This window comes from Oerskovia enterophila (genome assembly GCF_001692445.1).
Classification (GTDB): Bacteria; Actinomycetota; Actinomycetes; order Actinomycetales; family Cellulomonadaceae; genus Oerskovia; species Oerskovia enterophila.
Window position 1 is genome coordinate 43,782 of record NZ_MAQA01000025.1, and the last position, 21,191, is coordinate 64,972.

At 73.4% G+C, this 21,191-nt stretch carries 20 protein-coding genes and 1 tRNA gene; 9 read left to right on the plus strand and 12 right to left on the minus strand.

All coding sequences use genetic code 11. The features are described 5' to 3' along the window. Window positions 1-61: 61 nt before the first annotated feature. A complete protein-coding gene (locus tag OERS_RS11475) occupies window positions 62-1,294 on the plus strand; it encodes an epoxide hydrolase family protein (protein WP_068625885.1) in 1,233 nt (410 codons plus the stop codon). A gap of 82 nt (window positions 1,295-1,376) precedes the next feature. Here OERS_RS11475 and OERS_RS11480 read toward each other — a convergent pair whose 3' ends face one another. Beyond that, window positions 1,377-1,616, minus strand: coding sequence for a hypothetical protein (locus OERS_RS11480; RefSeq protein ID WP_068625865.1), 240 nt, complete (start codon window positions 1,614-1,616; stop codon window positions 1,377-1,379). Window positions 1,617-1,847: 231 nt separating this feature from the next. Between OERS_RS11480 and OERS_RS11485 the strand changes: the two genes are divergently transcribed. Next, a complete protein-coding gene (locus OERS_RS11485) occupies window positions 1,848-2,180 on the plus strand; it encodes a cupin domain-containing protein (RefSeq protein WP_056649451.1) in 333 nt (110 codons plus the stop codon). 42 nt (window positions 2,181-2,222) lie between these two features. Here OERS_RS11485 and OERS_RS11490 read toward each other — a convergent pair whose 3' ends face one another. From OERS_RS11490 to OERS_RS11510, 5 genes are all read right to left on the minus strand, one after another. Continuing rightward, window positions 2,223-4,244 carry an HlyD family efflux transporter periplasmic adaptor subunit gene (locus OERS_RS11490; RefSeq protein WP_169834217.1) on the minus strand — a complete coding sequence of 674 codons (2,022 nt, stop codon included), beginning with the start codon at window positions 4,242-4,244 and terminating at the stop codon, window positions 2,223-2,225. Window positions 4,245-4,293: 49 nt separating this feature from the next. Further along, window positions 4,294-5,373 (minus strand): hypothetical protein, encoded by a 1,080-nt coding sequence (locus OERS_RS11495; RefSeq protein WP_068625867.1) that lies wholly within the window; start codon window positions 5,371-5,373, stop codon window positions 4,294-4,296. Window positions 5,374-5,470: 97 nt separating this feature from the next. Beyond that, the gene (locus tag OERS_RS11500) at window positions 5,471-6,703 is read right to left on the minus strand and encodes an ABC transporter permease (RefSeq protein ID WP_068625868.1); all 1,233 of its coding nucleotides are present in this window, start codon (window positions 6,701-6,703) and stop codon (window positions 5,471-5,473) included. Next, entirely contained in the window at window positions 6,700-7,497 is a 798-nt protein-coding gene (locus OERS_RS11505) for an ABC transporter ATP-binding protein (protein WP_082848784.1), read from the minus strand. Before OERS_RS11505 ends, OERS_RS11500 begins: the two co-directional genes overlap by 4 nt. Next, on the minus strand, window positions 7,490-8,839 hold the full coding sequence (locus OERS_RS11510) for an efflux RND transporter periplasmic adaptor subunit (protein WP_248948518.1): 1,350 nt from the start codon (window positions 8,837-8,839) through the stop codon (window positions 7,490-7,492). Before OERS_RS11510 ends, OERS_RS11505 begins: the two co-directional genes overlap by 8 nt. Window positions 8,840-9,116: 277 nt before the next feature. Between OERS_RS11510 and OERS_RS11515 the strand changes: the two genes are divergently transcribed. From OERS_RS11515 to OERS_RS11535, 5 genes are all read left to right on the plus strand, one after another. After that, window positions 9,117-11,426 (plus strand): heavy metal translocating P-type ATPase, encoded by a 2,310-nt coding sequence (locus OERS_RS11515; protein WP_248948520.1) that lies wholly within the window; start codon window positions 9,117-9,119, stop codon window positions 11,424-11,426. Between the two features lie 5 nt (window positions 11,427-11,431). Next, window positions 11,432-11,863 (plus strand): DUF6153 family protein, encoded by a 432-nt coding sequence (locus OERS_RS11520; protein WP_068625869.1) that lies wholly within the window; start codon window positions 11,432-11,434, stop codon window positions 11,861-11,863. A gap of 81 nt (window positions 11,864-11,944) precedes the next feature. Next, window positions 11,945-12,565 (plus strand): DUF305 domain-containing protein, encoded by a 621-nt coding sequence (locus OERS_RS11525; protein WP_068625870.1) that lies wholly within the window; start codon window positions 11,945-11,947, stop codon window positions 12,563-12,565. A gap of 154 nt (window positions 12,566-12,719) precedes the next feature. Beyond that, window positions 12,720-13,295 carry an alpha/beta hydrolase family protein gene (locus OERS_RS11530; RefSeq protein ID WP_068625871.1) on the plus strand — a complete coding sequence of 192 codons (576 nt, stop codon included), beginning with the start codon at window positions 12,720-12,722 and terminating at the stop codon, window positions 13,293-13,295. A 350-nt stretch (window positions 13,296-13,645) separates the two neighbouring features. After that, window positions 13,646-14,395: a hypothetical protein gene (locus tag OERS_RS11535; RefSeq protein ID WP_068625872.1), complete on the plus strand. Its 750-nt coding sequence runs from the start codon at window positions 13,646-13,648 to the stop codon at window positions 14,393-14,395. 139 nt (window positions 14,396-14,534) lie between these two features. On the opposite strand, the gene def is transcribed toward OERS_RS11535, so the two are convergent. Together def and OERS_RS21755 are read right to left on the minus strand one after the other, a co-directional pair. Continuing rightward, window positions 14,535-15,218, minus strand: a complete 684-nt coding sequence (gene def / locus OERS_RS11540; protein ID WP_068625873.1) for a peptide deformylase — start codon at window positions 15,216-15,218, stop codon at window positions 14,535-14,537. Between the two features lie 53 nt (window positions 15,219-15,271). Beyond that, the gene (locus OERS_RS21755) at window positions 15,272-15,547 is read right to left on the minus strand and encodes a HEAT repeat domain-containing protein (protein WP_211268472.1); all 276 of its coding nucleotides are present in this window, start codon (window positions 15,545-15,547) and stop codon (window positions 15,272-15,274) included. Between the two features lie 811 nt (window positions 15,548-16,358). Here OERS_RS21755 and OERS_RS11550 point away from each other — a divergent pair. After that, window positions 16,359-16,937: a hypothetical protein gene (locus tag OERS_RS11550; RefSeq protein WP_068625875.1), complete on the plus strand. Its 579-nt coding sequence runs from the start codon at window positions 16,359-16,361 to the stop codon at window positions 16,935-16,937. Window positions 16,938-17,014: 77 nt separating this feature from the next. Here OERS_RS11550 and OERS_RS11555 read toward each other — a convergent pair. From OERS_RS11555 to OERS_RS11570, 4 genes are all read right to left on the minus strand, one after another. After that, window positions 17,015-17,087: transfer RNA gene (locus OERS_RS11555), tRNA-Thr, on the minus strand. Between the two features lie 203 nt (window positions 17,088-17,290). After that, window positions 17,291-18,829 carry an alpha/beta hydrolase gene (locus OERS_RS11560; protein ID WP_068625876.1) on the minus strand — a complete coding sequence of 513 codons (1,539 nt, stop codon included), beginning with the start codon at window positions 18,827-18,829 and terminating at the stop codon, window positions 17,291-17,293. A 117-nt stretch (window positions 18,830-18,946) separates the two neighbouring features. Beyond that, the gene (locus OERS_RS11565) at window positions 18,947-19,504 is read right to left on the minus strand and encodes a hypothetical protein (RefSeq protein WP_068625877.1); all 558 of its coding nucleotides are present in this window, start codon (window positions 19,502-19,504) and stop codon (window positions 18,947-18,949) included. A 168-nt stretch (window positions 19,505-19,672) separates the two neighbouring features. Further along, on the minus strand, window positions 19,673-20,641 hold the full coding sequence (locus OERS_RS11570; protein ID WP_068625878.1) for a LysR family transcriptional regulator: 969 nt from the start codon (window positions 20,639-20,641) through the stop codon (window positions 19,673-19,675). A 71-nt stretch (window positions 20,642-20,712) separates the two neighbouring features. Between OERS_RS11570 and OERS_RS11575 the strand changes: the two genes are divergently transcribed. Then, the coding region (locus OERS_RS11575) for an MFS transporter (protein WP_139107802.1) at window positions 20,713-21,191 on the plus strand (479 nt) is incomplete at its 3' end.

Below are 21,191 nucleotides of genomic sequence, written 5' to 3' on the forward strand. Positions count from 1 at the left end.
GCCGCGGGCGGGGCACCGGGCACCCTGTCGACGGCCAGGGGGCCGCAGTAGCGTGGCGACCATGCCGGACACCTCTCCCGCCATCGAGACCTTCACCGCCCGGACCGCCCCGGAGGCGATCGAGGACCTGCGCGCGCGGCTGCGCGCGACCCGTTGGCCCGACGCCCCCGCGGACGCGGGGTGGTCGCTCGGGACGGACCTCGACTACCTCCGCGAGCTGGTCGCGTACTGGGCCGACGGGTTCGACTGGCCCGCGCAGGAGGCGGCCCTCGCCCGGCTGCCCCGCTTCCGGGTCGCGCTCGGAGGCCCGGAGGCGCCCGACGACGGCGCGCGTCCGGGCGGTCCCGCCGCGCGCGAGCACCTCGGGATCCACGTCGTGCACGCCCGGGCCGTGGCCCCCGCGGGGACTCCCACCCTGCCCCTCGTCCTGTGCCACGGCTGGCCGGACTCCTTCTGGCGCTACGCGAAGGTGGTCCCGCTGCTTGCCGACCCCGGCGCGCACGGTGGGGACCCCGCCGACGCGTTCGACGTCGTCGTCCCGGACATGCCGGGCTTCGGGTACTCGGACCGGCCGGCGGGGCCCACCCTCGACTCGGTCGCGGTCGCCGGCCTGTGGGCCGACCTCATGAGCCGCCTGGGGTACGCACGGTTCGGCGCGGTCGGAGGGGACATGGGCAGCCACGTGAGCCGCTACCTCGCGCTCGACCACCCGGAGCGGGTCGTCGCCGTGCACCGCACCGACGCCGGTCTCCCGTCCTCCGCCGGTGACCAGGCCGACCTCTCGCCCGAGGAGCGCGAGTGGTTCGCAGGTGCCACGGCGTGGGGCGCGAGCGAGGGCGGCTACGCGGCGATCCAGCGCACACGGCCCCAGACCTTGGCGTTCGGGCTCGAGGACTCGCCCGCGGGCCTCGCCGCGTGGATCGTCGAGAAGCTCCGCGCGTGGAGCGACTGCGGGGGTGACGTCGAGCGGGCCTTCACGAAGGACGAGATCCTCACGAACGTGACGATCTACTGGCTCACACGGAGCATCGGCCCGTCGATCCGCATGTACGCGGCCAATGCCGCGATCCCGCCCGCCCAGCTGGGGCGTCGCGTCGAGGTGCCGTCGGGCTTCTCGCTCTTCGCGGGAGACGTCGTGCGTCCGCCGCGGGCCTGGCTCGAACGGACCACGAACCTGGTGAGCGTGACCGAGCCCGCGCGCGGCGGGCACTTCGCTGCGTTCGAGGAGCCCGAGCTCTACGCGCAGGAGCTGCGCGACTTCTTCCGACCGTACCGAGGATCCCCGACTGCCTGAGCGAGCCCGCACGTCGGCCGGGGCGCGCCCTACGATGCTCGGGCTCTGACCTCGGCCAGCGGGGTCGCCGGTTCCCGGTCGGCTAGGCCGACGCGGCGGCCTGGGTGTCCTCCTCCGCGGCTCCCGAGCGCTCGAGCGCGCCCCGGTAGACCCGCAGCCGCTCGACCTGGAGCTCGGAGAACATGGGCGCGTCGACGTCCTCGATGGGCGTCGTCCGCAGGAAGGTCAGGATCTCGCTCTGCGTCTCGTCGATCTCGGCCAGTCGTGCTCGGTCGGCGTCGTCGAGGAGCTGCCAGACGTCGACGAAGGTGGGAGCGTGCATCCACCCAGTTTCAGGTACCTGCCGCCCGAGCGCACGCCGGTCGGGCATCGAGTGACGGCCGTCACAGGGAGGTGCCGGCGCGGAGCACGGCACGGTGGGACGCCCGAGCACGACGCCAGCGCGGGGCGCGCGACGCCGTCGGGCACTCACGCACACCGGGCGAACCGGACGCCCTGCAGCCATGATGGGAGGGCCCCCGACACCCGTCCCCCACCCGAACGGAAGCCCCTCATGACGAACCTCGAGCTGCTCACGGACGCGCACCTCACCCGCGCCCGGGACGGCGACAACGGCCGCAGCGCGGAGGTCGTGCTGCACGACGGCGTCCTGCGCCAGACCATCATCGCGATCCTCGCGGGCATCGAGCTGGGCGAGCACAACGCTCCCCCGGCCGCGAGCATCCAGGTCCTGCGCGGGCGCGTGCGGGTCACCGCGCTGGGTGGCGACGAGGAGGTCGGGACGGGCGAGCTGCGCGTGCTCACGCACGAGCGGCACGCCGTCACGGCGCTCGAGGACTCGGCATTCCTCCTGACCACTGTGACGAGCGTGCCTGCGGCGCAGTGACACCCGTGCCCACCGCGCCGTGACAGCCGTGCCCGCGGCCGGCTAGCCCCGGCTCGGCGGCCCTCCCGTGCCCCCGGCGGGGAACTGACCTCCCCCGCCGCTCGGCATCTGGCCGCGCTGCTGCGTGCTGCCGCTGTCCCCGAGGCCCGTGAGGCCCGTCGAGGACTCCTCGTCGGTCACGATCTCCTGGGTCAGGTCAGCGAGGACCACCTCGTCGCCCGCCTCGAGCCCCGAGGTGATCTCGGTGGTCTCCTGCCCGACGGCGCCGACCTCCACGGTCACGTCCGTCACCGTCCCGTCGCGCAGGACCGCGACGGTGCGCGCGGTCCCGGTCGCGCGCACGGCCGACGTCGGGACGACCAGCACGTCCGTTCCGCCCGCGACCGTGATCGACGCCTGCGCCGAGGACCCCTCGTACAGGGTCTCGTCCTGCGGGTCGAGCGCGATCGTCACGGGGTACTCGGGCGTCGAGGACGTGCTCGTGCTGAGCACCCCGATGCTGCTGACCGTGCCCGTGCGCACGGTCGGGTCGTCGGACACGGTCACGGCCGTCTCCTGCCCGACGGCGAGGCTCACCACCGCGGTCAACGGCACCGTGGTCTCGACGACGTAGCCGTCGGCACCCAGGACCGTCACGACGGCAGAGGTCGACGACGCCTCGACCTGGTCGCCCACCGCGAGCGCGACCTGCGCGACCGTGCCCGCGATCGGGCTCGTCAGGGTCGAGCGCTGCGCGTCGGCCTGCGCGATCGCGACCTGGGCCTCGGCGAGGTCGATCGCGGCACGGTCCGCCAGGACCTGCTGGGCCGACGCCGCCTGCTGGCTCGTCGCACTGCCGCCCGACGTGGGGCCGGTGGTGCCCGACCCGCTGCCTCCTGTCCCGCTCGCGCCACCGGGGCCGGTCGCGCCGGAGCCTGAGCTACCGTCGCCGCTCGAGGGGCCCGCCGGCGCGCCAGAGGATCCACCGCTCGTGCCGCTGCCGCCGGTTCCGGTGCCGCTGTCACCGCTGCTGCCCGGAGTCTGCCCCTCGGACCCGCCCGCCTGGTCGGCGGCCAGCGCCTCCTGCGCCGTCTGGATCGCGGCGTCGAGCTGGGCCGCGAGGTCGAGCAGCGAGTGCTGGGCGCCGTCGACGTCGGTCTGCGCACCGAGGGCCGCGGTGATGGCCTCCTGGCAGGTCGTGAGCGCGGCCGCGAGGTCGACGCCGGGTGCTGAAGTCTCGTCCTGGGCGGGGGCCCCAGCGCCTGTGTCGTCGTCAGCCTCGCCCTCGGCCGGTGCGGACGGGAGGTCATCGTCGGTCGCCGCGAGGAACGCCGCGCACGCCTCCTGCGAGCCGACGACGCTCGTCGAGCTCGACTCGAGCGCTGCGGTCGCGGCGTCGTACCCGTCGAGCAGTGCCTGCTGGGCGAGCTCGACGGCCTCGAGCGCCTGTGCGACCTCGGCCGAAGGTGACGCACTTCCCGGCGACGGTGAGGTCGCCGCCGCTGACGGTGTCGTGGTCGCGACGGCCTGCGACACCCCGGACGTGCCGGCGGACGAGGTCGAGGTGATCGAGGCGATCGACGCCGAGGTCCCGGACGTCCGGGTCGACGTGCTGGTGGACGAGGACGCGCTGGCGGACGGGCCGGCCACCGTGCTGCTCGACGACGTCTGCGACGCGAGGTCGTCCTCGAGCGCCTGCTGGGCCCGCGCCAGGGTCTCCTGCGCGGACTCGACCGCGTCCTCGAGCTCGGTGAGGTCGAGCGTCGCGAGCACGTCGCCCGCGCTCACGGAGTCCCCCACGCCGACGGCCACGGTCGCGACCGTGCCCGCGACCGAGAACGCGGCGTCGGCCCGCGCGGCCGACGCGACGGTCCCGACCGCGTCCACGGTCTGGGTGACCTCTCCCGTGGTCGCGGTCGCGGTCCGGTAGGTCCCGGCGCTCCCCCGGTTCGCGGCGAAGGCCGCCCCCGCCCCGACGAGGCTCACGACCACGACGGCCGAGACCCCCGACACGACGAGCTTGCGGCGACGCTTCGCGGCCCGCCGCACCGAGGCCGGGGTCCGCACCGGCTCGTCAGCCGTCACGGCTTCCTCGGTCGTGCCCCGCTCCGCCCGGCGAGCACGCGGCGTCGGCTCACGCATCGTCGTTCCCGCTCTCGCTCGACGTGTCCTGCCCGCCGCGGCCACCGCCCTGTCCGGGCCCGCCGTCGCCACCGGGGCCGCCCTGGCCCATACGACCGAAGCCGGTCGAGCACTCGCCGTCGACGGGGTCGGACAGGGTCAGGCTCGTCGCGGTCACGGTGCCCGAGGTGTCGGTCGCCGTCCCCGACGTGGAGTCGCCGGACGAGCCGCCGGACGTACCTCCCGACGGCTGCGTCCCCACGCTCACGCACAGCCCGACGGCGAGCGCCGAGGCGTCCGCCGCCGCGGTCGTCGTGTAGGTGGTCGAGGCGTCCACGGTCACGGTCGAGCTCGTCGGCTCGGCGGTCGACGCGTCGTTCGCCCCGTCGCCCGCGCCCGGCCCGGACGAGCCGCTCGACTCGACCGTGATCTCGGTGCCGGCCACGGCCGTGACCTTCCCGACCACGATCCCGCCGAACCCGCCTCCGCTCGGGCGATCGGCGCCGTCGGGCATGTCCGTGGGCAGGTCGGTCGGGGCGCCCTCCGGGCGCTCGGGGCGATCCCCCGCGTCGCCCGCAGCGTCCTCTCCGGCCGGGGCGTCACCCGAGGGGCGTTGACCGCCCCCGCCGAACCCGCCCGAGCACTCGCCGTCGACCGCCGCGGTCACGGCCACGCTCGCGGCGGCGGCTGCTGCCGAGCCGTCGGCGCTCCCCGTGACCACGACCACGCACGACCCCACGGTCACGGCGTCGAGCGTCGTGGTCGTGGTCCGCGAGACCGTCGTGTCGGCGGAGTACGCGACCGCGGTCTGGGAGTCGGAGGACTGGACCTGGAGCACGCCGTCGGAGATCGCCGCGATCTCGCCGGAGACCCCCCGGGGCCCGCTCTGGCCGCCCTGCCCTCCGCGGCCGGCTCCGTCCTGCGCGCTGTCGGTCGCGGTGCTCTCGGCGTCCGAGGCGCCGTCCGCGTCTCCGCCCGAGCAGGCGCTCAGCAGCAGGCTCGCGCCCAGGAGGATCGCCGGCGCGGCGAGCAGACGACGCGAGCGCACCGGCCGGGACGCAGGGCTCAGGCCGACGGGTGTGATGGTGTTCATGAGTCTCTCCTCGACGGTTCCGCGACGACGCACGGGACGGACGGATTCAGGGCGCCCGGACGAGCGCTGGGACGAAGCGCGGACGGGAGCGGCACGGTCACTCCGACCGCAGGGCGTCGATGGGCGCGAGCCGTGCGGCCCGGACCGCGGGGTAGACGCCGAACACGACGCCGATCACCAGGGCGATCGCGATGGACCCCACGACCGCGGCGGGGAGCACCACGACCGAGGTACCCAGCACGCCGGGCAGTGCCTTGGCCGCGACGATCCCCAGGGCCGCGCCGATCACCCCGCCCGCGAGGCCGAGGATCGAGGCCTCGACCAGGAACTGGCGGCGGATCGCCCACGGCGGCGCGCCCAGCGCCTTGCGGAGCCCGATCTCGCGCGTCCGCTCGGTGACGGACACGAGCATGATGTTCATGACGCCGATCCCGCCGACGAGCAGCGAGAGCGCCGCGATCCCCGTGAGCAGGACCGTGAGCGTCCGGTAGACCGACGTCGCCGTGGACACCAGGGCGTCCTGGCTGTTGATCGAGAAGTCCGCCGAGTCGGCGTCGGTGATGCCGTGCAGGTTGAGCAGCACGGCCTCGGCCTCCTGGTAGGCCGCGGACAGGACGCCCTCGGAGGCGGCCTTGAGGTAGATGGTCGAGACCGACGAGCGGGACGTGCCGCCCATGACCTGGTTCGCCGCGGTGCTCAGCGGGATGACGGCCATGTCGTCGAGGTCGCTCGACGAGTCCGCCCCGGCCTCGGCCAGGACACCGACGACCGAGAAGACCGTGCCCTCGATCGTGACGCTGCGCCCGACGGCGTCGGGGGACCCGAACAGCTCGGTCGCGGTCTCGGCACCCAGCACCACGACCGCGGCCTGGTCCGCCTCGTCCTCCGCCGTGAAGAACTCGCCCAGGGCGAGCTCGCGCGAGCGGACGTCGGTCCAGTCCTCGGTCGTCCCGACGACCTGGGTGGTCCAGTTGGTCTCGCTCGTCTCGACCGAGAGCGACGACGTCTTCTCGGGGGCGACCCCGGCGACGTCGGGCGCGTTGACGTCCGAGGCGAGGGCCTCGGCGTCCGAGCGCGTGAGGGTCGCGCCCGACCCGAACCCGCCGCGCATCCCCTCGCTGTCCGTGCTGGATCCGGGCGTGACGATCAGGAGGTTCGAGCCGAGCGCACTGATCTGCTCGCTCACGTCCTTCTGCGTCCCCAGCCCGAGGCCCACGGTGAGGATCACCGCGGCGATCCCGATGAGGATGCCGAGGACGGTCAGGAGCGAGCGCATCGCGTGCGACCGCACCGCGGTCCAGCCCGTGAGGAGGGTCTCGCGCCAGGTCATGCGGCCACCCCCGACGTCAGGGTGTCGCTCTGGATCAGGCCGTCCCGGACGCGCACGATCCTGCGCGCGCGCTCGGCGACCTCGAGCTCGTGCGTGATGAGGACGATCGTGCGGCCCTGCGCGTGCAGGTCGTCGAACAGCCCCAGGACGTCCTCGGTCGAGGCCGAGTCGAGGTTCCCGGTCGGCTCGTCCGCGAGGATCATCGCCGGTTCGCCCACCAACGCGCGAGCCACGGCGACGCGCTGCTGCTGGCCGCCCGAGAGCTCGCCGGGCCGGTTCGCGAGCCGGTCGCCCAGGCCCACGCGCTCGAGCGCGGCGGTCGCCCGTGCGCGGCGCTCGTCGGCTGGGACGCGCCGGTAGGTCAGCGGGAGCTCGACGTTGCGCCACGCGGACAGCGAGGGCAGCAGGTGGAACTGCTGGAACACGAAGCCGATCTGGTGGTTGCGGATCGCGGCCAGGTCCTCCTCGTCCAGGTCGCCCACGTCGTCGCCCGCGAGGCGGTACTGCCCGGTCGTGAGGACGTCGAGGCAGCCCAAGATGTTCATGAGCGTCGACTTGCCGGACCCCGAGGGGCCCATGATCGCGACGTACTCCCCCTGACGGATCGCGAGGTCCACGCCGCGCAGCGCCTCGAACTCGACCGAGCCCGTGCGGTAGGTCTTGCCCGCGGCGTGCAGCTCGATGACAGGCCCCTGCTCGACGGCGCCGCTCCCGGCCTCCCGCGGCTCGCCCTCGCGGTGGTGGGACCAGGTACCCAGGGCGAGCGACGCCGTCGGGCCGGAGAGGTCAGCCATTGCGCGGTCCCCCGCCCTGACCGCCCGGGCCACCCATCTGGCTCGGGTCGAAGCCCTCGGGGAGCTGGCTCGGGTCGAAGCTCCCGCCGCCGGGCATCTGCCCGGTCTGGCCCGACTCGTCGCCGCCCGTGCCGGTCTCGGTGCGCTGGACCACCTGGACCAGGACCTCGTCGCCCTCCTCGAGGCCGCTCGTGATCTCGACCAGGCTCCCGGTCGTCTCGCCGACCGTCACGACCGTGGTGACCTCCTCGCCGTCCTCGCCCGCCTGCGTCACGACCGACTCGCCGTCGACCGTGCGGACCGCGGCGGTCGGCACCGTGAGCACGTCGGTGCGACGCTCGTAGATGATCTCGGCGTCGGCGCTCACGCCGTCGTGCAGGCCCTCGGGCGAGCCCGTCACCGAGATCGTGACCGGGTACGTCGCGGTGCCCGACGTCGTCGAGGGCAGCAGGCCGATCGTCGCGACCGTCCCGAAGACCATGTTCTCGAGCCCGTCGACCGTGAGCTCGACCTGGTTGCCGACCGCGAGGTGCGGCAGGTCGGCGTCGCCCACCGTGGCCATCGCCTCCCAGGCGTCGGTGCCCACGATCACGAAGGCCGCGCCCGACGACGTGGTCGTGGCGCTGCTCGTCGCGCCAGGTGCGGCCCCGCTCGCGCCGGTCCCGCCCGTCGCGCCGGAGCCGGTGCCGGCGTTGCCGCCGCTGCCGGAGCCCGACGCGCTCGACGTCGACCCGGTGACGGCCTGCCCGACCGACACGTTGACCTCGGTCACGAGACCTGCGGCCGGAGCGGTGAGCGTCGCGCCCGCGAGCGCCACCTCGGCCGCGGTGACCGCGGACTGCGCGACCTCGACCTGCGCCTGGTCCGCGCTGATGCGCGCGAGGTCGGCGGCCGATCCGTCGGACGCGTCCTGGCTGTCGGCGAGCGTCGCCTGCGCCTCGGCGAGGTCGGCCCGCGCGGACAGGACCGCGGCGTCGGCCTGGAGGGTGTCGATCGTCGCGAGCGCCTGGCCCTCCTCGACCCTGTCGCCCGCCTGGACGTCGACGGCCGTCACAGTACCCGAGCCTGCGAACGAGACCTCTTCCTGGACGCTCGGCGTCAGGGTCGCGGTCGTCGTGACGCTCTGCTGGACCGTGCTGAGGCTCGCGGCGACCGACTGCGTGGTCGCCTCGGGAGCGGCAGCGGCCGACGAGGGGTGGCGGAGCACGAACCAGTAGACGGCACCGGCCACGAGCACCAGGGCGAGCGCCCCGGCGATCACCCGCGTCCTGGTGCTCGTGCGTCTGAGCAGCTGACCCATGTTCTCCCTCACGTCCTGCGCGCACGAGGGCGCGGCGGTCACTGAGGGCGACGGTAGGGAGCGGTACTGGGGTCGTGCTGTCACGAACCTATGGGGAGGCTATGAATCGTGGGACGGGCCTGACCTCTGGGTGCCGAGCACGAGGTTGCGGTCGTTCTCGAGCTCAGAGCGACCTCAACCTCGTGCTCGGCAACCGACGGGGTGCGGTCCTCCTCTTGACGGACCGGGAATGCTGCGGCAGGATCATGAGTTATCGATACCCCAGGGGGGTATTGCCGAGCGAAGGCTCGCCCGGCGCGATACGAGGAAGGACGGGACGATGAATCCCATGGACCACGACGAGCACGGTGGCCCCACCGGCCGCACGGAGCACGGGCACGGTGATACGGACCAGGCCCACGCCGACCACAGCGCGCACACGGCAGCGGCCACCGAGCCGGGACACGCGGGCCACGCGGGCCACGCGGGCCACGCGGGCCACGCGGGCCACGCGGGCCACGCGGGCCACGACGTGACCAGCACGCACACCGACCGCTCGGAACACGCCGGCCACGACATGGCCGCGATGCCCGGCACCGACGGTGCGGCCCACGCAGGTCACGCAGGTCATTCAGGCCACGGCGGCCACTCGGGCCACGTCGCGATGTTCCGCCGCCTGTTCTGGATCATGCTGGCCCTCGCGGTCCCCACGGTCCTCGCGAGCGAGATGTTCGCGTCGATCATCGGCTACTCGCTGCCTGACGTCCCGGGCATCGCCTGGGTCTCCCCGGTCCTCGGCACGATCATGTTCGTCTGGGGCGGCAGGCCGTTCCTCACGGGCGCGGTCGACGAGCTCAGGGCCCGCAAGCCCGGGATGATGCTGCTCATCGCGCTCGCGATCACGGTCGCGTTCGTGTCGTCGTGGGGCGCGAGCCTGGGGATCCTGTCGCACGAGCTCGACTTCTGGTGGGAGCTCGCGCTCCTGGTCGTCATCATGCTGCTGGGCCACTGGATCGAGATGCGCTCGCTCGCGCAGTCGTCGTCGGCCCTCGAGTCGCTCGCGGCCCTGCTGCCCGACGAGGCCGAGCGCGTGGGCGACGACGGCCAGGTGACCACGGTGTCGCCGACGGACCTCGTGGTGGGGGACGTCGTCGTCGTGCGCCCTGGCGGGCGCGTGCCTGCCGACGGCGTGGTCTCCGAGGGCACCGCGGACGTCGACGAGTCGATGATCACGGGCGAGTCGCGCCCGGTGCGCCGGACGGTCGGCGACCACGTCGTGGCCGGGACGGTCGCGACCGACCAGGCGCTGCGCGTGAAGGTCGACGCGGTCGGCGACGACACGGCCCTCGCGGGCATCCAGCGCCTCGTGGCCGAGGCCCAGGCCTCGTCGTCGCACGCCCAGCGCCTCGCCGACCGTGCCGCGGGCTGGCTCTTCTGGTTCGCGCTGGGCGCTGCGGTCCTGACCCTGGTCGCGTGGAGCATCTGGGGCACACCGGAGAACGCCCTGATCCGGACCATCACGGTCCTGGTCATCGCGTGCCCCCACGCGCTGGGTCTCGCGATCCCGCTCGTCGTGTCGATCTCGACCGAGCGCGCGGCCAAGGCCGGCGTGCTCGTCAAGGACCGCATGGCGCTCGAGCAGATGCGCACGGTCGACGCCGTCCTGTTCGACAAGACCGGCACCCTGACCAAGGGCGAGCCCGTCGTGACGCACCTGACCGTGGCGTCGGGCACCGAGTTGGACCTGCTCGCGCTGGCCGCGGCCGTGGAGGCCGACTCGCAGCACCCGCTGGCCCGCGCGATCGTGGGCGCTGCCGCGGACAGGGGCGTGCGGGTCCCGCGCGCCGAGGACTTCCGGTCGTCGACGGCCGTGGGCGTCTCGGGCCTGGTGGACGGTCGCCGCATCGCGGTCGGTGGCCCCTCGCTCCTGCGCGAGCACGGCCTGTCCGCGCTGCCCGACGTCGCCGCGTGGGAGAGCGAGGGCGCGACGGTCCTGCACGCGCTCGCCCTCTCGGACGGGTCAGCCGGCGGGTCCGCGGGCAGCGCCGTGATCCTCGGCGCGTTCGCCCTGGCCGACGAGATCCGGCCCGAGTCCCGCGAGGCGATCGACGCCCTGCACCGTCGCGGCATCCGCGTCGTCATGATCACGGGTGACGCCCAGGCCGTGGCGCAGTCGGTCGCGGACGAGCTCGGCATCGACGAGGTCTTCGCCGGTGTGCGCCCGGGAGACAAGGGCGCCAAGGTCTCCGAACTCCAGGCCCGTGGGCACAAGGTCGCGATGGTCGGCGACGGCGTCAACGACGCCCCGGCGCTCGCGCAGGCGGACGTGGGCATCGCGATCGGCGCGGGCACCGACGTCGCCATCGCGTCGGCAGGAGTCATCCTCGCGAGCGACGACCCTCGATCGGTCCTGTCCGTGATCGAGCTGTCCCGGGCGAGCTATCGCAAGATGAAGCAGAACCTGTGGTGGGCGGCGGGGTACAACCTGGTGTCCGTGCCGCTCGCGGCAGGCGTCCTGGCCCCGGTCGGGTTCGTCATGCCCATGGCCGTGGGCGCGCTGCTCATGTCCCTGTCGACCGTGATCGTGGCCCTCAACGCGCAGCTCCTGCGCCGGCTGGACCTCGACCCGGCTCGCGTGGCCGCGTCCTGAGCCCCGTGCCCGTCCTGTCGTCCGCGCTGCGGCCCCCGCGAACCTCCGGCCTCGTCCGGCGGTTCGCGGTGCTGCTCGGGATGCTGGTGCTGCTCGGCGGGTTCGTCGGGATGCACCAGATGTCGGGCAGCCCCGTGGCGCACGGCACGACGCACGAGATCGCCGCAGGCACGACGAGCCCGGCGAGCCACACGGCGGGTGCCATGACCGGCGACGTCGACGCGGAGGAGGGGGCGCCGTCGGGCACGGGGCACGGCGAGCTCGAGGCGATGTGCCTCATGGTGCTCGTCGCGCTCGTGTCGCTCGCGGGCCCGGCGCTGTGGCGTCGCCTGCCCGACGGCGTCACGCACCTCGCGCGCGTCGTCGCACCCTGGTCGCGGCTCGGGTGGGCGCTGCGTCCGCCGTCTCTCGTCGCGCTCGGGATCAGTCGGAGATAGGAGCTCGGCCCGGACGGGGCCACAGCACGCCATCACCGCCGCGAGGGCTCGCGGCACACCGACACACCTGAAGGACCACTGATGAACAAGCACACCCTGACCAGGGCCACGGTCGGCCTGACGCTCGGCTCGACACTGCTCCTCGCGGGCTGCGCCGACGGGGGCGACGGCGCAACGGGAGACATGGAGGGCCACGACATGGGCGAGAACACCTCGCAGGGCACGCCGGACGCAGGAGCCGACGCCTCGGCGAACGACGCGGACGTGATGTTCGCGCAGATGATGATCCCGCACCACGAGCAGGCGCTCGTGATGTCACGGATCGTGCTCGACACCGACGGCGTCGACCCCGCGGTCGTCGACCTCGCGACCCGCATCGAGGGTGCACAGGCGCCGGAGATCGAGCGCATGAACGGGTTCCGCGAGGAGTGGGGAGCCGGGTCGACGGGCGACCATTCGGGGCACTCCATGGACGGGATGCTCACCGACGAGGAGATCCAGGCGCTCGAGGACGCGGACGCCACGACGGTCTCGCGACTGTTCCTCGAGGGCATGATCGCGCACCACCAGGGTGCGGTGGACATGGCCGAGGCCGAGCTCTCCGACGGCGAGAACCCCGAGGCGCGCGAGCTGGCGCAGGCCATCATCGACGCGCAGGAGGCCGAGATCGCGGAGATGCAGGAGCTGCTCGCGGGGCTGTAGGCGGCCACGGGCGGCGCCCGCTGGGTGCCGAGCGCCTGGCTGCGCACCGGCCACGGGTGCCGAGCACGAGGTTGCGGTCGAAATGAGCACGTCAGCGACCGCAACCTCGTGCTCGACCGCACGGAACCTCGTCCGCCGCTGCAACACTGGCCCCATGACGCGATCCCCAGCTCCAGCGGTCGGCGGGCTCCTCCTCACCCCGGGGGCCGGGGCCGGTCGTGACCACCCGACGCTCGTCGCGGTCGCGGAGGCCGTGGCGCCGCTGCCCGTGCGGCGGGTCGACTTCCCGTACCGGATCGCGGGCAAGCGCATGCCCGACCGCGCGCCGATCGCCGTCGCGCACCTGGTCGAGGAGGCCGGGCGCTTCGCGGCCGAGGAGGGCTTCGCACCGGACCGGCTCGTGCTCGGCGGCCGGTCGTACGGCGGGCGCATGTGCTCGATCGCCGTGGCCGAGGGGCTGCCCGCAGCCGGGCTCGTGCTGCTGAGCTACCCCCTGCACCCGCCGGGCAAGCCCGACAAGCTGCGCGTCGACCACTTCCCGCAGCTCACGGTCCCCGTGCTGTTCGTGTCGGGCACGACCGACCCGTTCGGCTCGCCCGAGGAGCTCGACGAGCAGGTCGCCGCGATCCCCGGCCCCGTCACGCAGGTTCGCCTGCCCGGGGCGCACGACGTCCGGAACGACCACGCGGCGGTGAGCGACGCCGTCGTGCAGTGGTTGGCGACGCTCTGAGCCGCCCCGCGCGGGGGTGACCGGTCGCTCGCTGCGGCCTGACCGCCTGGAGCATCTGGAGCCCCTGCCCGACGGCGCGGCCGACGTCCCGCACGAGGCGTACCTCGGTCTGGAGGACCTCCGCGTCGGCGACGAAGGGCCTGGAACCGGAAGGGTTGACAACAGTTTGGTAGCGCTTCCACATTCACCCGGGTAAAGGTACGTTTAGCGCTCACATGTCCGGTTTGGGCGGTGGAGACAGGCATGTCGGGAGAGTACGGTGAACTGAACAACCGTCCAGTTCACTATCTGGCCAGCCCCGCTCGCACCCCTGAGCCGAGGGCACCCCTCCCCCCGGAAGGTCCTCCTTGATGCGCGCAGTACCCGTCGCCCTCCTGACGACAGCGATCCTCGCGGCCACCCCCGCGATCGCGTTCGCCGGCGGCTCCGACGACCCGACCCCGTACACCGTGACCGCGGGGGGCGTGACCCTGCCGACAGGCACCGCCTACGTCGACGGCGGCCACGTGAACTACCGTGCGACAACGCTCGACGGGACCGGGTCCCGGAGCTTCGGCACCCACTTCGAGTCGCTCAACAACCAGCCGTCGGGCAGGTACATCGGCACGAGCTTCTACGACTTCAGCGATGCCGCTACCGCGTTCCCCGACGGCTACTGCGTGACCTGGGTCCAGGTTGCCGAGTACGACGAGCACTTCGGCGAGGGCGGGCAGAAGCCCGTGTGCACGCCGACCACGTCGACACCCGAGACGCCCGGCACCCCGCTGGTCCCCGTGGTCCCGGGCGCCGAGCTCCCCACCGACGAGGAGACCCCCGGCGTGCCCGGCACCCCGAGGGGCCCGGGCGAGGTCGCCACGCCTCCGGCGACCGACGAGCCCACCACCGCGCCGCGCGAGACGACCGAGCCCCCTGCACAGCAGGGCACCGACCCGGTGAAGCCCGAGGGTGCCGCGCTCGTGTCGAACACGGTCACCGCGGAGAAGGAGGACGGCCTGGCCGCCACCGGCTCGAACGCGATGCTCGTCGCCGCCGGTGCCGCAGCCCTGCTCGCCGCAGGCGTCGGCGCGCTGCTCGTCGGCCGTCGGGTGCAGCGCGGCTGACCCGCGGAACGCACGAAGGCCCCTGCCCGGGAGCCGTCCGCAGAGCTCCGTCTGCGACTCCCGGGCGGGGGCTCTCGTATGTTCGGATCCGGCAGGCCTGGGCCGGGTCGAGCAGGGCGGACCGACCGGCGCGCAGACCTCAGCGCAGGGGCTCGGCCGGGTACTCGGCGGGCGCCTTGCCCAGCGCGTCGGACAGCTCGCGTCGCTCCTCGAGGACGCCGGGACGCTCCTGGTGCATCTCGGCGATCACGGCCTCCTGGGCAGCGGGCGCCAGGTGGTCGAAGTAGAGGGTGCCGTCGAGGTGCTGAGCCTCGTGCTGGAGGGCCCGGCCGAAGAAGTGGGTGCCCACGAGCTCGACGGGGTTGCCCTGCTGGTCGAACCCGCGGACGACCGCCTTCACGGGGCGGGCCAGCGGCGAGTAGGCGCCGGGGATCGAGAGGCAGCCCTCGTCGCTCTCCTCGATCTCGTCGCCCGGTCCGTCGAAGACCTCGAGCACGGGGTTGACGACGTGCCCGACGTGGCGGTCCTCGTTCTCGTCCTCGACGTCGTACACGAAGATCCGCAGGTCCACCCCGACCTGGGGCCCGGCGAGGCCCACGCCCTCCGCGACGAACATCGTGGTGAACATGTCGTCCACGAGCTGCGCGAGCTCGGGCGTGCCGAACTCGGTCACCTCACGGCACGGTGTGTGCAGGACCGGCTCGCCGATCTCGGTGATGCGCAGGATGTTGCCCCGCTCGACCTGGGGCGCGATCTCCGGGAAGCTCTTGACCGGCTGGCCCAGGACGTAGGTGACAGGGCGACGACGGCCGAAGGTGAACATGGGACAAGCCTAGGTGGTGGCTCGCGAGGGTCGGTCCGAGGCTGCCCTGTCCGTCAGCGCGACTCCTCCGCCCAGGCTTCGGCGGCCTCACGGACCTCGGCGTCGAGATCCCCGGCGAGACGTTCGAGCAGACGGTGAGCCCCGGGGGTCGACCAGCCGCCGATCGTCCAGGCCAACGCGGCACGCACCTCGGGGTCCGCGTGCTCGACAAGGTGCGCCAGCCGGTCGACCGGGCCACGACGACGGTCGCCGAAGTCGTCGAGGAGAGCGATGACTGCCTCTCGGTCCATGAGGTCGACGACGTCGAGCCGTTCGAGAAGGGCCGGCATGCCCGGCCTCGGGCCGTCGACCGAGTCGGGCCTGCGCTCGAGCAGTCGCCGAGATCCGAACCCCCCGCGGTCGCGGCACCCGTTGCACGTGCACGGCGCGGTGCCGTGCGATCCCGGGAAGTACCGCCAACCCACCGGGCGGACTTCTCGGACGTGCTGAATCTCGGCAGGAGCGATCGCCCGCGGCAGGAAGACCTCCCACCCGCGCCGATCGGTCAGTCCCGAGATCACGCCCACCGCGTCTGCCGCGGTCGTCCGTCCTGACTGTCCGTCGAACCGACCGACCAGCACCCTCTCCGCATCCGGGACGCGCACCTGCACGGCGACGACGCGACCACGCCCATGCGTTCGCCGCATCTCCCGAGACCATTGGTAGGTGTCGACGTGGTCTGTCATGACGGGGAAGAGGTAGACGCCACGGCGCGGGTCTCCGTCCACCTGCCGCGGGCTGCGCGCCCCGACTCCCGCACGCCTGATCGTGCCGCTGTTCGCGGCAGGCGTCAGGTGGACGAAGGTGGCCATGCGAGGCATGGTAGCCGGGCACTGCTGCCAGCACGTGCCTCGCAAAGGCGGTGAAGATGCCAGTCCCGCGTCGGCCGCCTGCGCTGTCGCTCGCCACGCTCGCCCCGGGCACGGTCTTGTAGAAGGATGATGCGCCATGAGAGACAGAGCTCACGTCCTGGTCGGCGCCTCGGTCGTCGCCCTGGTGCTGGCCGGTTGTGCGAGCCCAGAGTCACCGGCGGACGATCCGACATCGAACACCCCGTCCCGAAGCACTGCGACACCGCGCAGCGCGTCCCCCACACCGACCGTGGAGGCCCCGAAGAGCGCCGATCCCCCGGCGTCGACCGAGGCACCCGCTGCTGAGCCGCTTCCTGCCTTCGAAGACCTCGTCATCAGCACCGCCGGCCTCGGCCCTCTCGTGATCGGTGTCCCTCCGGAGTCGAACCCCGGGGCCGCGATGATCCGGTGGTCGCCCGACGAGTGCGTGGACATGGGCGACGGAGACCCCGGCCGATGGGTCACGACCTACCCCGGGGCCGACGGCGGGTATCCGACGGCCGTCGAGGTCACCGGCTCCGGGGTCGTCTGGATCGACGTCCTCCAGGCTGGACCACGCACCGCCGAGGGCGTCGGCATCGGCACTGACCTGGCGACGCTGCAGGCCACCTACCCGAACCTGGTCGCGGGGACCCCTGGCCCGGTGTCCAACGTCTGGTGGCTCGCCGGCCCCGACGGCTACCTGGTCTTCGAGACCCAGGGCGACAAGGACGGGCTGCAGCCAGCCGGGACTCCCGAGCAGGTCATCCTCATGCGGGTCCTGTCCCCCTCGGCCGACCCCGACTTCGCGACCGCGAACTCCGACTGGGTCGCGGGCGGCTGCCTGTAGTCCGAGCGGGCTATCGGCTTCTCACCCGGACGACGCAGAAGGCCCGGAACCATCGAGGTTCCGGGCCTTCTTGTCTGAGCCGCCTAACAGAATCGAACTGTTGACCTTCTCATTACGAGTGAGACGCTCTACCGACTGAGCTAAGGCGGCGCGTACCGGACGTCTCGCCTTGCGGCGCTCCGTTTCAGCAAGCGTCGCTACTGTACCCAACGCGAGGGCGTCGAGACAAACCGACCTCCGTGACGGCGTCGGGCGGGTTCCTCACGGAGCCCGTCGGAGCCCGCCGGAGCCGCAGGGGACGCCCCCCGAGCCCGTCGCACCCGCCACCGGACGCGGCCGGACCCGGCCGGCGCTCAGCAGACCTTCCCGTCCTCGGGGACCTTCCCGTCGACCAGGTACGCGTCCACGGCGTCCTCGAGGCACGCGTTCGAGCGACCGTAGGCCGTGTGACCCTCACCCTCCCACGTGAGCAGCACGCCCGAGTCGAGCGCCTTGGCCAGGCCCTCGGCCCAGACGTACGGGGTCGCGGGGTCGTTCGTGGTCCCGATCACGACGATGGGCGCGGCGCCCTCGGCGTGCAGGTCGAACTCCTGGTCCGCGACCGGGTAGGCCCAGTCGACGCACGCCATGCCGCCGTAGGTGAAGAACGAGCCCATGGTCGGGGCGGCCTCCTCGATCTGGGCGGCCTGCTCCTTCATGAACTCGGGGTCGGGGTTGCCGCGGGCGTCGAGGCAGTTGACGGCCCGGAAGGCCTCGGCCGAGTTGTCGCTGAAGGTCCCGTCGGCGTTGCGGCTGTTGTAGAGGTCCGCGAAGCTCAGCAGCATGGTGCCGTCGTTGCCGTTGATCGCGGCGTCGAGGGCCGCCGTCAGGGCGTACCAGTTCTCGTTGTTGTAGAGCGGCAGCGCGATCCCGTAGAACGCGAGCGTCTGCGTCAGGCGTCGGTCGCTGCTCGTCCTGAGGGGCTGCTCGCCGACCTGGTCCAGGAACGCGCGGATCTGCGCCATGCCCTCGTCGACGGTCCCCGTGAGCGGGCAGTCCTTGCCGCCCTGGCAGTCCTCGACGTAGGCGCGCAGGGCGTTCTCGAAGCCGACGGCCTGCTGTGCCCCGATCTCGTCGGACGAGAGCGTGGTGTCGATCGCGCCGTCGAGCACCATGCGCCCGACCTTCTCGGGGTACAGGCCCGCGTACGTGGCACCGAGCTGGGTCCCGTAGGAGAAGCCGAGGTAGTTGAGCGTCGAGTCCCCCAGGACCGCGCGCAGCATGTCCATGTCGCGTGCTGCGCTCTGGGTGTCGACGTTGCCCAGGAGGTCTCCGGTGTTCTGGGCGCACGCGTCGGCCCACGCCTCGAGGTCGGCGGCCATCGCGGCGCGCCCCTCGTCGCTGTCCTCGAACGAGCGCGAGAGCGACTCGTCCTTGGCCGCGTCGTCGAGGCAGACGACGGGGGTCGAGGAGCCGACGCCGCGCGGGTCGAACCCGATGAGGTCGTAGGCCTCGCGCACGGGCTCCCCGATCCCGGCGGCGGCGCTCGTGATGTACTCGACGCCCGAACCGCCCGGCCCCCCGGGGTTCGTCAGGAGCGACCCGATCTTCTCCCCCTCGGCCGGCAGCCGCTTGAGCGCGAGCTCGATCGTGCCCTGCGCGGGGTCCTTCCAGCTCAGCGGTGCGATCGCGGTCGTGCACTCGAACCCGCCGCCGCAGTCCTCCCACTGGAGTGTCTGGCCGTAGAACTCGGCGAGCTCGGCCGGCACCTCCTCACCGGTTCCCGTCGAACCCGACGACGCAGTCTGCGCAGGGCTCTGCACCTTGGGCGAGGGGGCGCACGCGCCGAGGAGCAGGGCGAGGGCGAGCGTCGCAGCGGACAGCGCTGACGTGCGGCGGGAGGGCGTCTTCACCCGGCAACGGTAACGGGTCGGGCTGGGCCGGGACCTCGTTCGAGGTCTCCGGGCCCAGCCCTTTCACGCGAACTTCACGGGCGGCGCCCCGTGCCGCCGTCCAGTGCTGTCAGGAGGTCAGGGCTGCTCGACCCACGCGGCCTCGCCGACCTGGCCCTCGGCCGCACGCGGGGTCAGGACGACCGAGCCCGCCTCGTCCAGCCTGACGGTCACGTCGGCCGACTCGTCGACACCCTCGGGCGCCTTGACGACCGTGGTCCAGCCACGCATGTCCATGGTGCAGGGCTTGTCGTCCTCGACCTTCTCGAAGGTCACGACGACGTCGCTCCCCTCGAGGGTCGCTTCGCCCTCGGCGACGGTCGGGCACGTGCTCGACCCGAACGTCACGACGTACAGGTAGCCGTCCTCGGCGGTCCAGGCCGCCCCCGTGCCACCGTTCGAGGGCGGGTCGATCCCGTCGGGCAGGTCGACCCCGTTGGCCCCCGCCTCGATCGGCAGGTCGGCAGCGTTCAGAGGCGCCTCGGGCGTCTCCTCGGACGGCGTGGTCTCCTCGGCGCTGCTGCTCTCCTCGGCGGTGGGCGACGAGCCGCCCGAGTCGGTGTCGGTGCCGCACGCGGTGAGCGCCAGGAGCGCGACGAGAGAGACGGCGGGGGCGAGGCGGCGCAGGGAAGTCATGGGCGGTACTCCTTCGAGGCATCGTCGCGGGTCCGCGGTGGCGTCACCCGTCACCCTCATCATGTCGCGAGGCCCGTCGTTCTTGCCCCGCGACACCGGGGGCGACGCGGATCACACGCGGCAGTTCACCCGGGCGCGGCCCTCGCGACCGATGACCGGGACGCAGGCTCAGCGGACGGACGCTCCGGCGTCGGGCACCCCACCGGCCCGCGCTCCCACCGCCTGCACCCTCGCGACCGACGTCCCCGCGCGGAGCATCGCGACGAACGCGGCCAGCGTGGGCGACGTGTTCTGCGGGGACCACGCCGCGCCGATGTCGCGCGTCGTGACGGGCTCGTCGAGACGGAGCTCGACGCCCTCGTGCACGGGGTGGCGCGCGGGCGGCAAGACGCTCACGCCCAGGCCCGCGGCCACGAGCCCCCGGACGGTGTGCAGGTCCTCGCCCTCGAACCCGATGGTCGGGCGCACACCCGCCGCCGCGCACAGCGCGTCGACCGTCCCGCGCAGGCCGTACCCGTGCTTGAGCGTGATGAAGGTCGAGCGCACCGCGTCGCGCAGCGTGGCGCCCGTCCTCCCCGCGAGCTCGTGCCCCGCCGGGACCATGAGGACCAGCGGCTCCTGGAAGAGCGTGAGGGTGTCGAGCCCGGCCGGGGCCGGCACGAGACGCGAGACCAGGGCGATGTCCGCCTCGCCCGCGGCGAGCGCGTCGAGGCACGTCCGGCGCGCGCCCTGGGTCATGGTGAAGCGGACCGCGGGGTGCCCCGCGAGGAACTCCTTGATGAGCGCGGGGACCACGGACTCGCCGAGCGACGTCTGGAACGCGACCGACAGGGTGCCGCGCGCGAGCGCCTCGGCCGAGCGGACCGCGTCGACGCCAGCGCCCAGCGCCGCGATCGCCTGGCGAGCGTGGGGCAGCAGGGCGCGGCCCGCGTCGGTCAGGCGGATGCCCCGTCCGTGCCGTTCGACGACCGGGACGCCGAGCACCTCCCCGACCCGGGCGACCGCCCGGGACACGGTCGGTTGCGGGGCCCGCAGCATCGCGGCGGCGAGCGTCACCTGCTCGACCTCGGCGACCGCGACGAACGCGGGCAGCAGGGGCAGGAGGCGGCGGGTCTGCTCGTCGAGGGTGACATCCATACGCCGAGCGTATGCGTTGACAGTCAAACATGCATTGGACGCAAGAGTCGGTGATTCCTAGCGTCGAGCGCATGACCACGACCCTGGTGCCCGCTCCCCTCCCACCCGCGGCGTGGACGGGCCACCGGCGCGGCTCCCGGGGATACCGCCGGACGGTCGCCGCGCTCGTGTGCGCAGGGGTCGCGACGTTCGCGCAGCTCTACTCGCCGCAGGGGATCCTCCCGGTCGTCGCGGCCGACCTCGGGGTCTCGGCCCCGACCGCCTCCCTGACGGTCTCGGCCGCGACGCTCGGCCTCGCGCTCGCGGTCCTGCCCTGGTCCGTGGTCGCCGATCGCGTCGGGCGCGTGCGCGCCATGCGGGCCGCGCTCGTGGCTGCGAGCGCCCTGGGCGTCCTGGTGTCGTTCGCGCCCACGACCGAGCTGCTCGTCGCGGGCCGCTTCCTCGAGGGGGCCGCGCTCGGCGGGGTGCCGGCGCTCGCCGTCACGCTGCTGCACGAGGAGGTGCACGCCGCGCACACGGCCGTGGTCGCGGGGCTGTTCGTGGGCGGGGC

Coding starts and splice junctions, on each gene's coding strand:
- OERS_RS11475 (WP_068625885.1), top strand. CDS start 62: ATGCCGGACACCTCTCCCGCCATCGAGACCTTCACCGCCCGGACCGCC.
- OERS_RS11480 (WP_068625865.1), bottom strand. CDS start 1,616: ATGCACGCTCCCACCTTCGTCGACGTCTGGCAGCTCCTCGACGACGCC.
- OERS_RS11485 (WP_056649451.1), top strand. CDS start 1,848: ATGACGAACCTCGAGCTGCTCACGGACGCGCACCTCACCCGCGCCCGG.
- OERS_RS11495 (WP_068625867.1), bottom strand. CDS start 5,373: ATGAACACCATCACACCCGTCGGCCTGAGCCCTGCGTCCCGGCCGGTG.
- OERS_RS11500 (WP_068625868.1), bottom strand. CDS start 6,703: ATGACCTGGCGCGAGACCCTCCTCACGGGCTGGACCGCGGTGCGGTCG.
- OERS_RS11505 (WP_082848784.1), bottom strand. CDS start 7,497: ATGGCTGACCTCTCCGGCCCGACGGCGTCGCTCGCCCTGGGTACCTGG.
- OERS_RS11515 (WP_248948520.1), top strand. CDS start 9,117: ATGAATCCCATGGACCACGACGAGCACGGTGGCCCCACCGGCCGCACG.
- OERS_RS11525 (WP_068625870.1), top strand. CDS start 11,945: ATGAACAAGCACACCCTGACCAGGGCCACGGTCGGCCTGACGCTCGGC.
- OERS_RS11530 (WP_068625871.1), top strand. CDS start 12,720: ATGACGCGATCCCCAGCTCCAGCGGTCGGCGGGCTCCTCCTCACCCCG.
- OERS_RS11535 (WP_068625872.1), top strand. CDS start 13,646: ATGCGCGCAGTACCCGTCGCCCTCCTGACGACAGCGATCCTCGCGGCC.
- def (WP_068625873.1), bottom strand. CDS start 15,218: ATGTTCACCTTCGGCCGTCGTCGCCCTGTCACCTACGTCCTGGGCCAG.
- OERS_RS21755 (WP_211268472.1), bottom strand. CDS start 15,547: ATGCCGGCCCTTCTCGAACGGCTCGACGTCGTCGACCTCATGGACCGA.
- OERS_RS11565 (WP_068625877.1), bottom strand. CDS start 19,504: ATGACTTCCCTGCGCCGCCTCGCCCCCGCCGTCTCTCTCGTCGCGCTC.
- OERS_RS11570 (WP_068625878.1), bottom strand. CDS start 20,641: ATGGATGTCACCCTCGACGAGCAGACCCGCCGCCTCCTGCCCCTGCTG.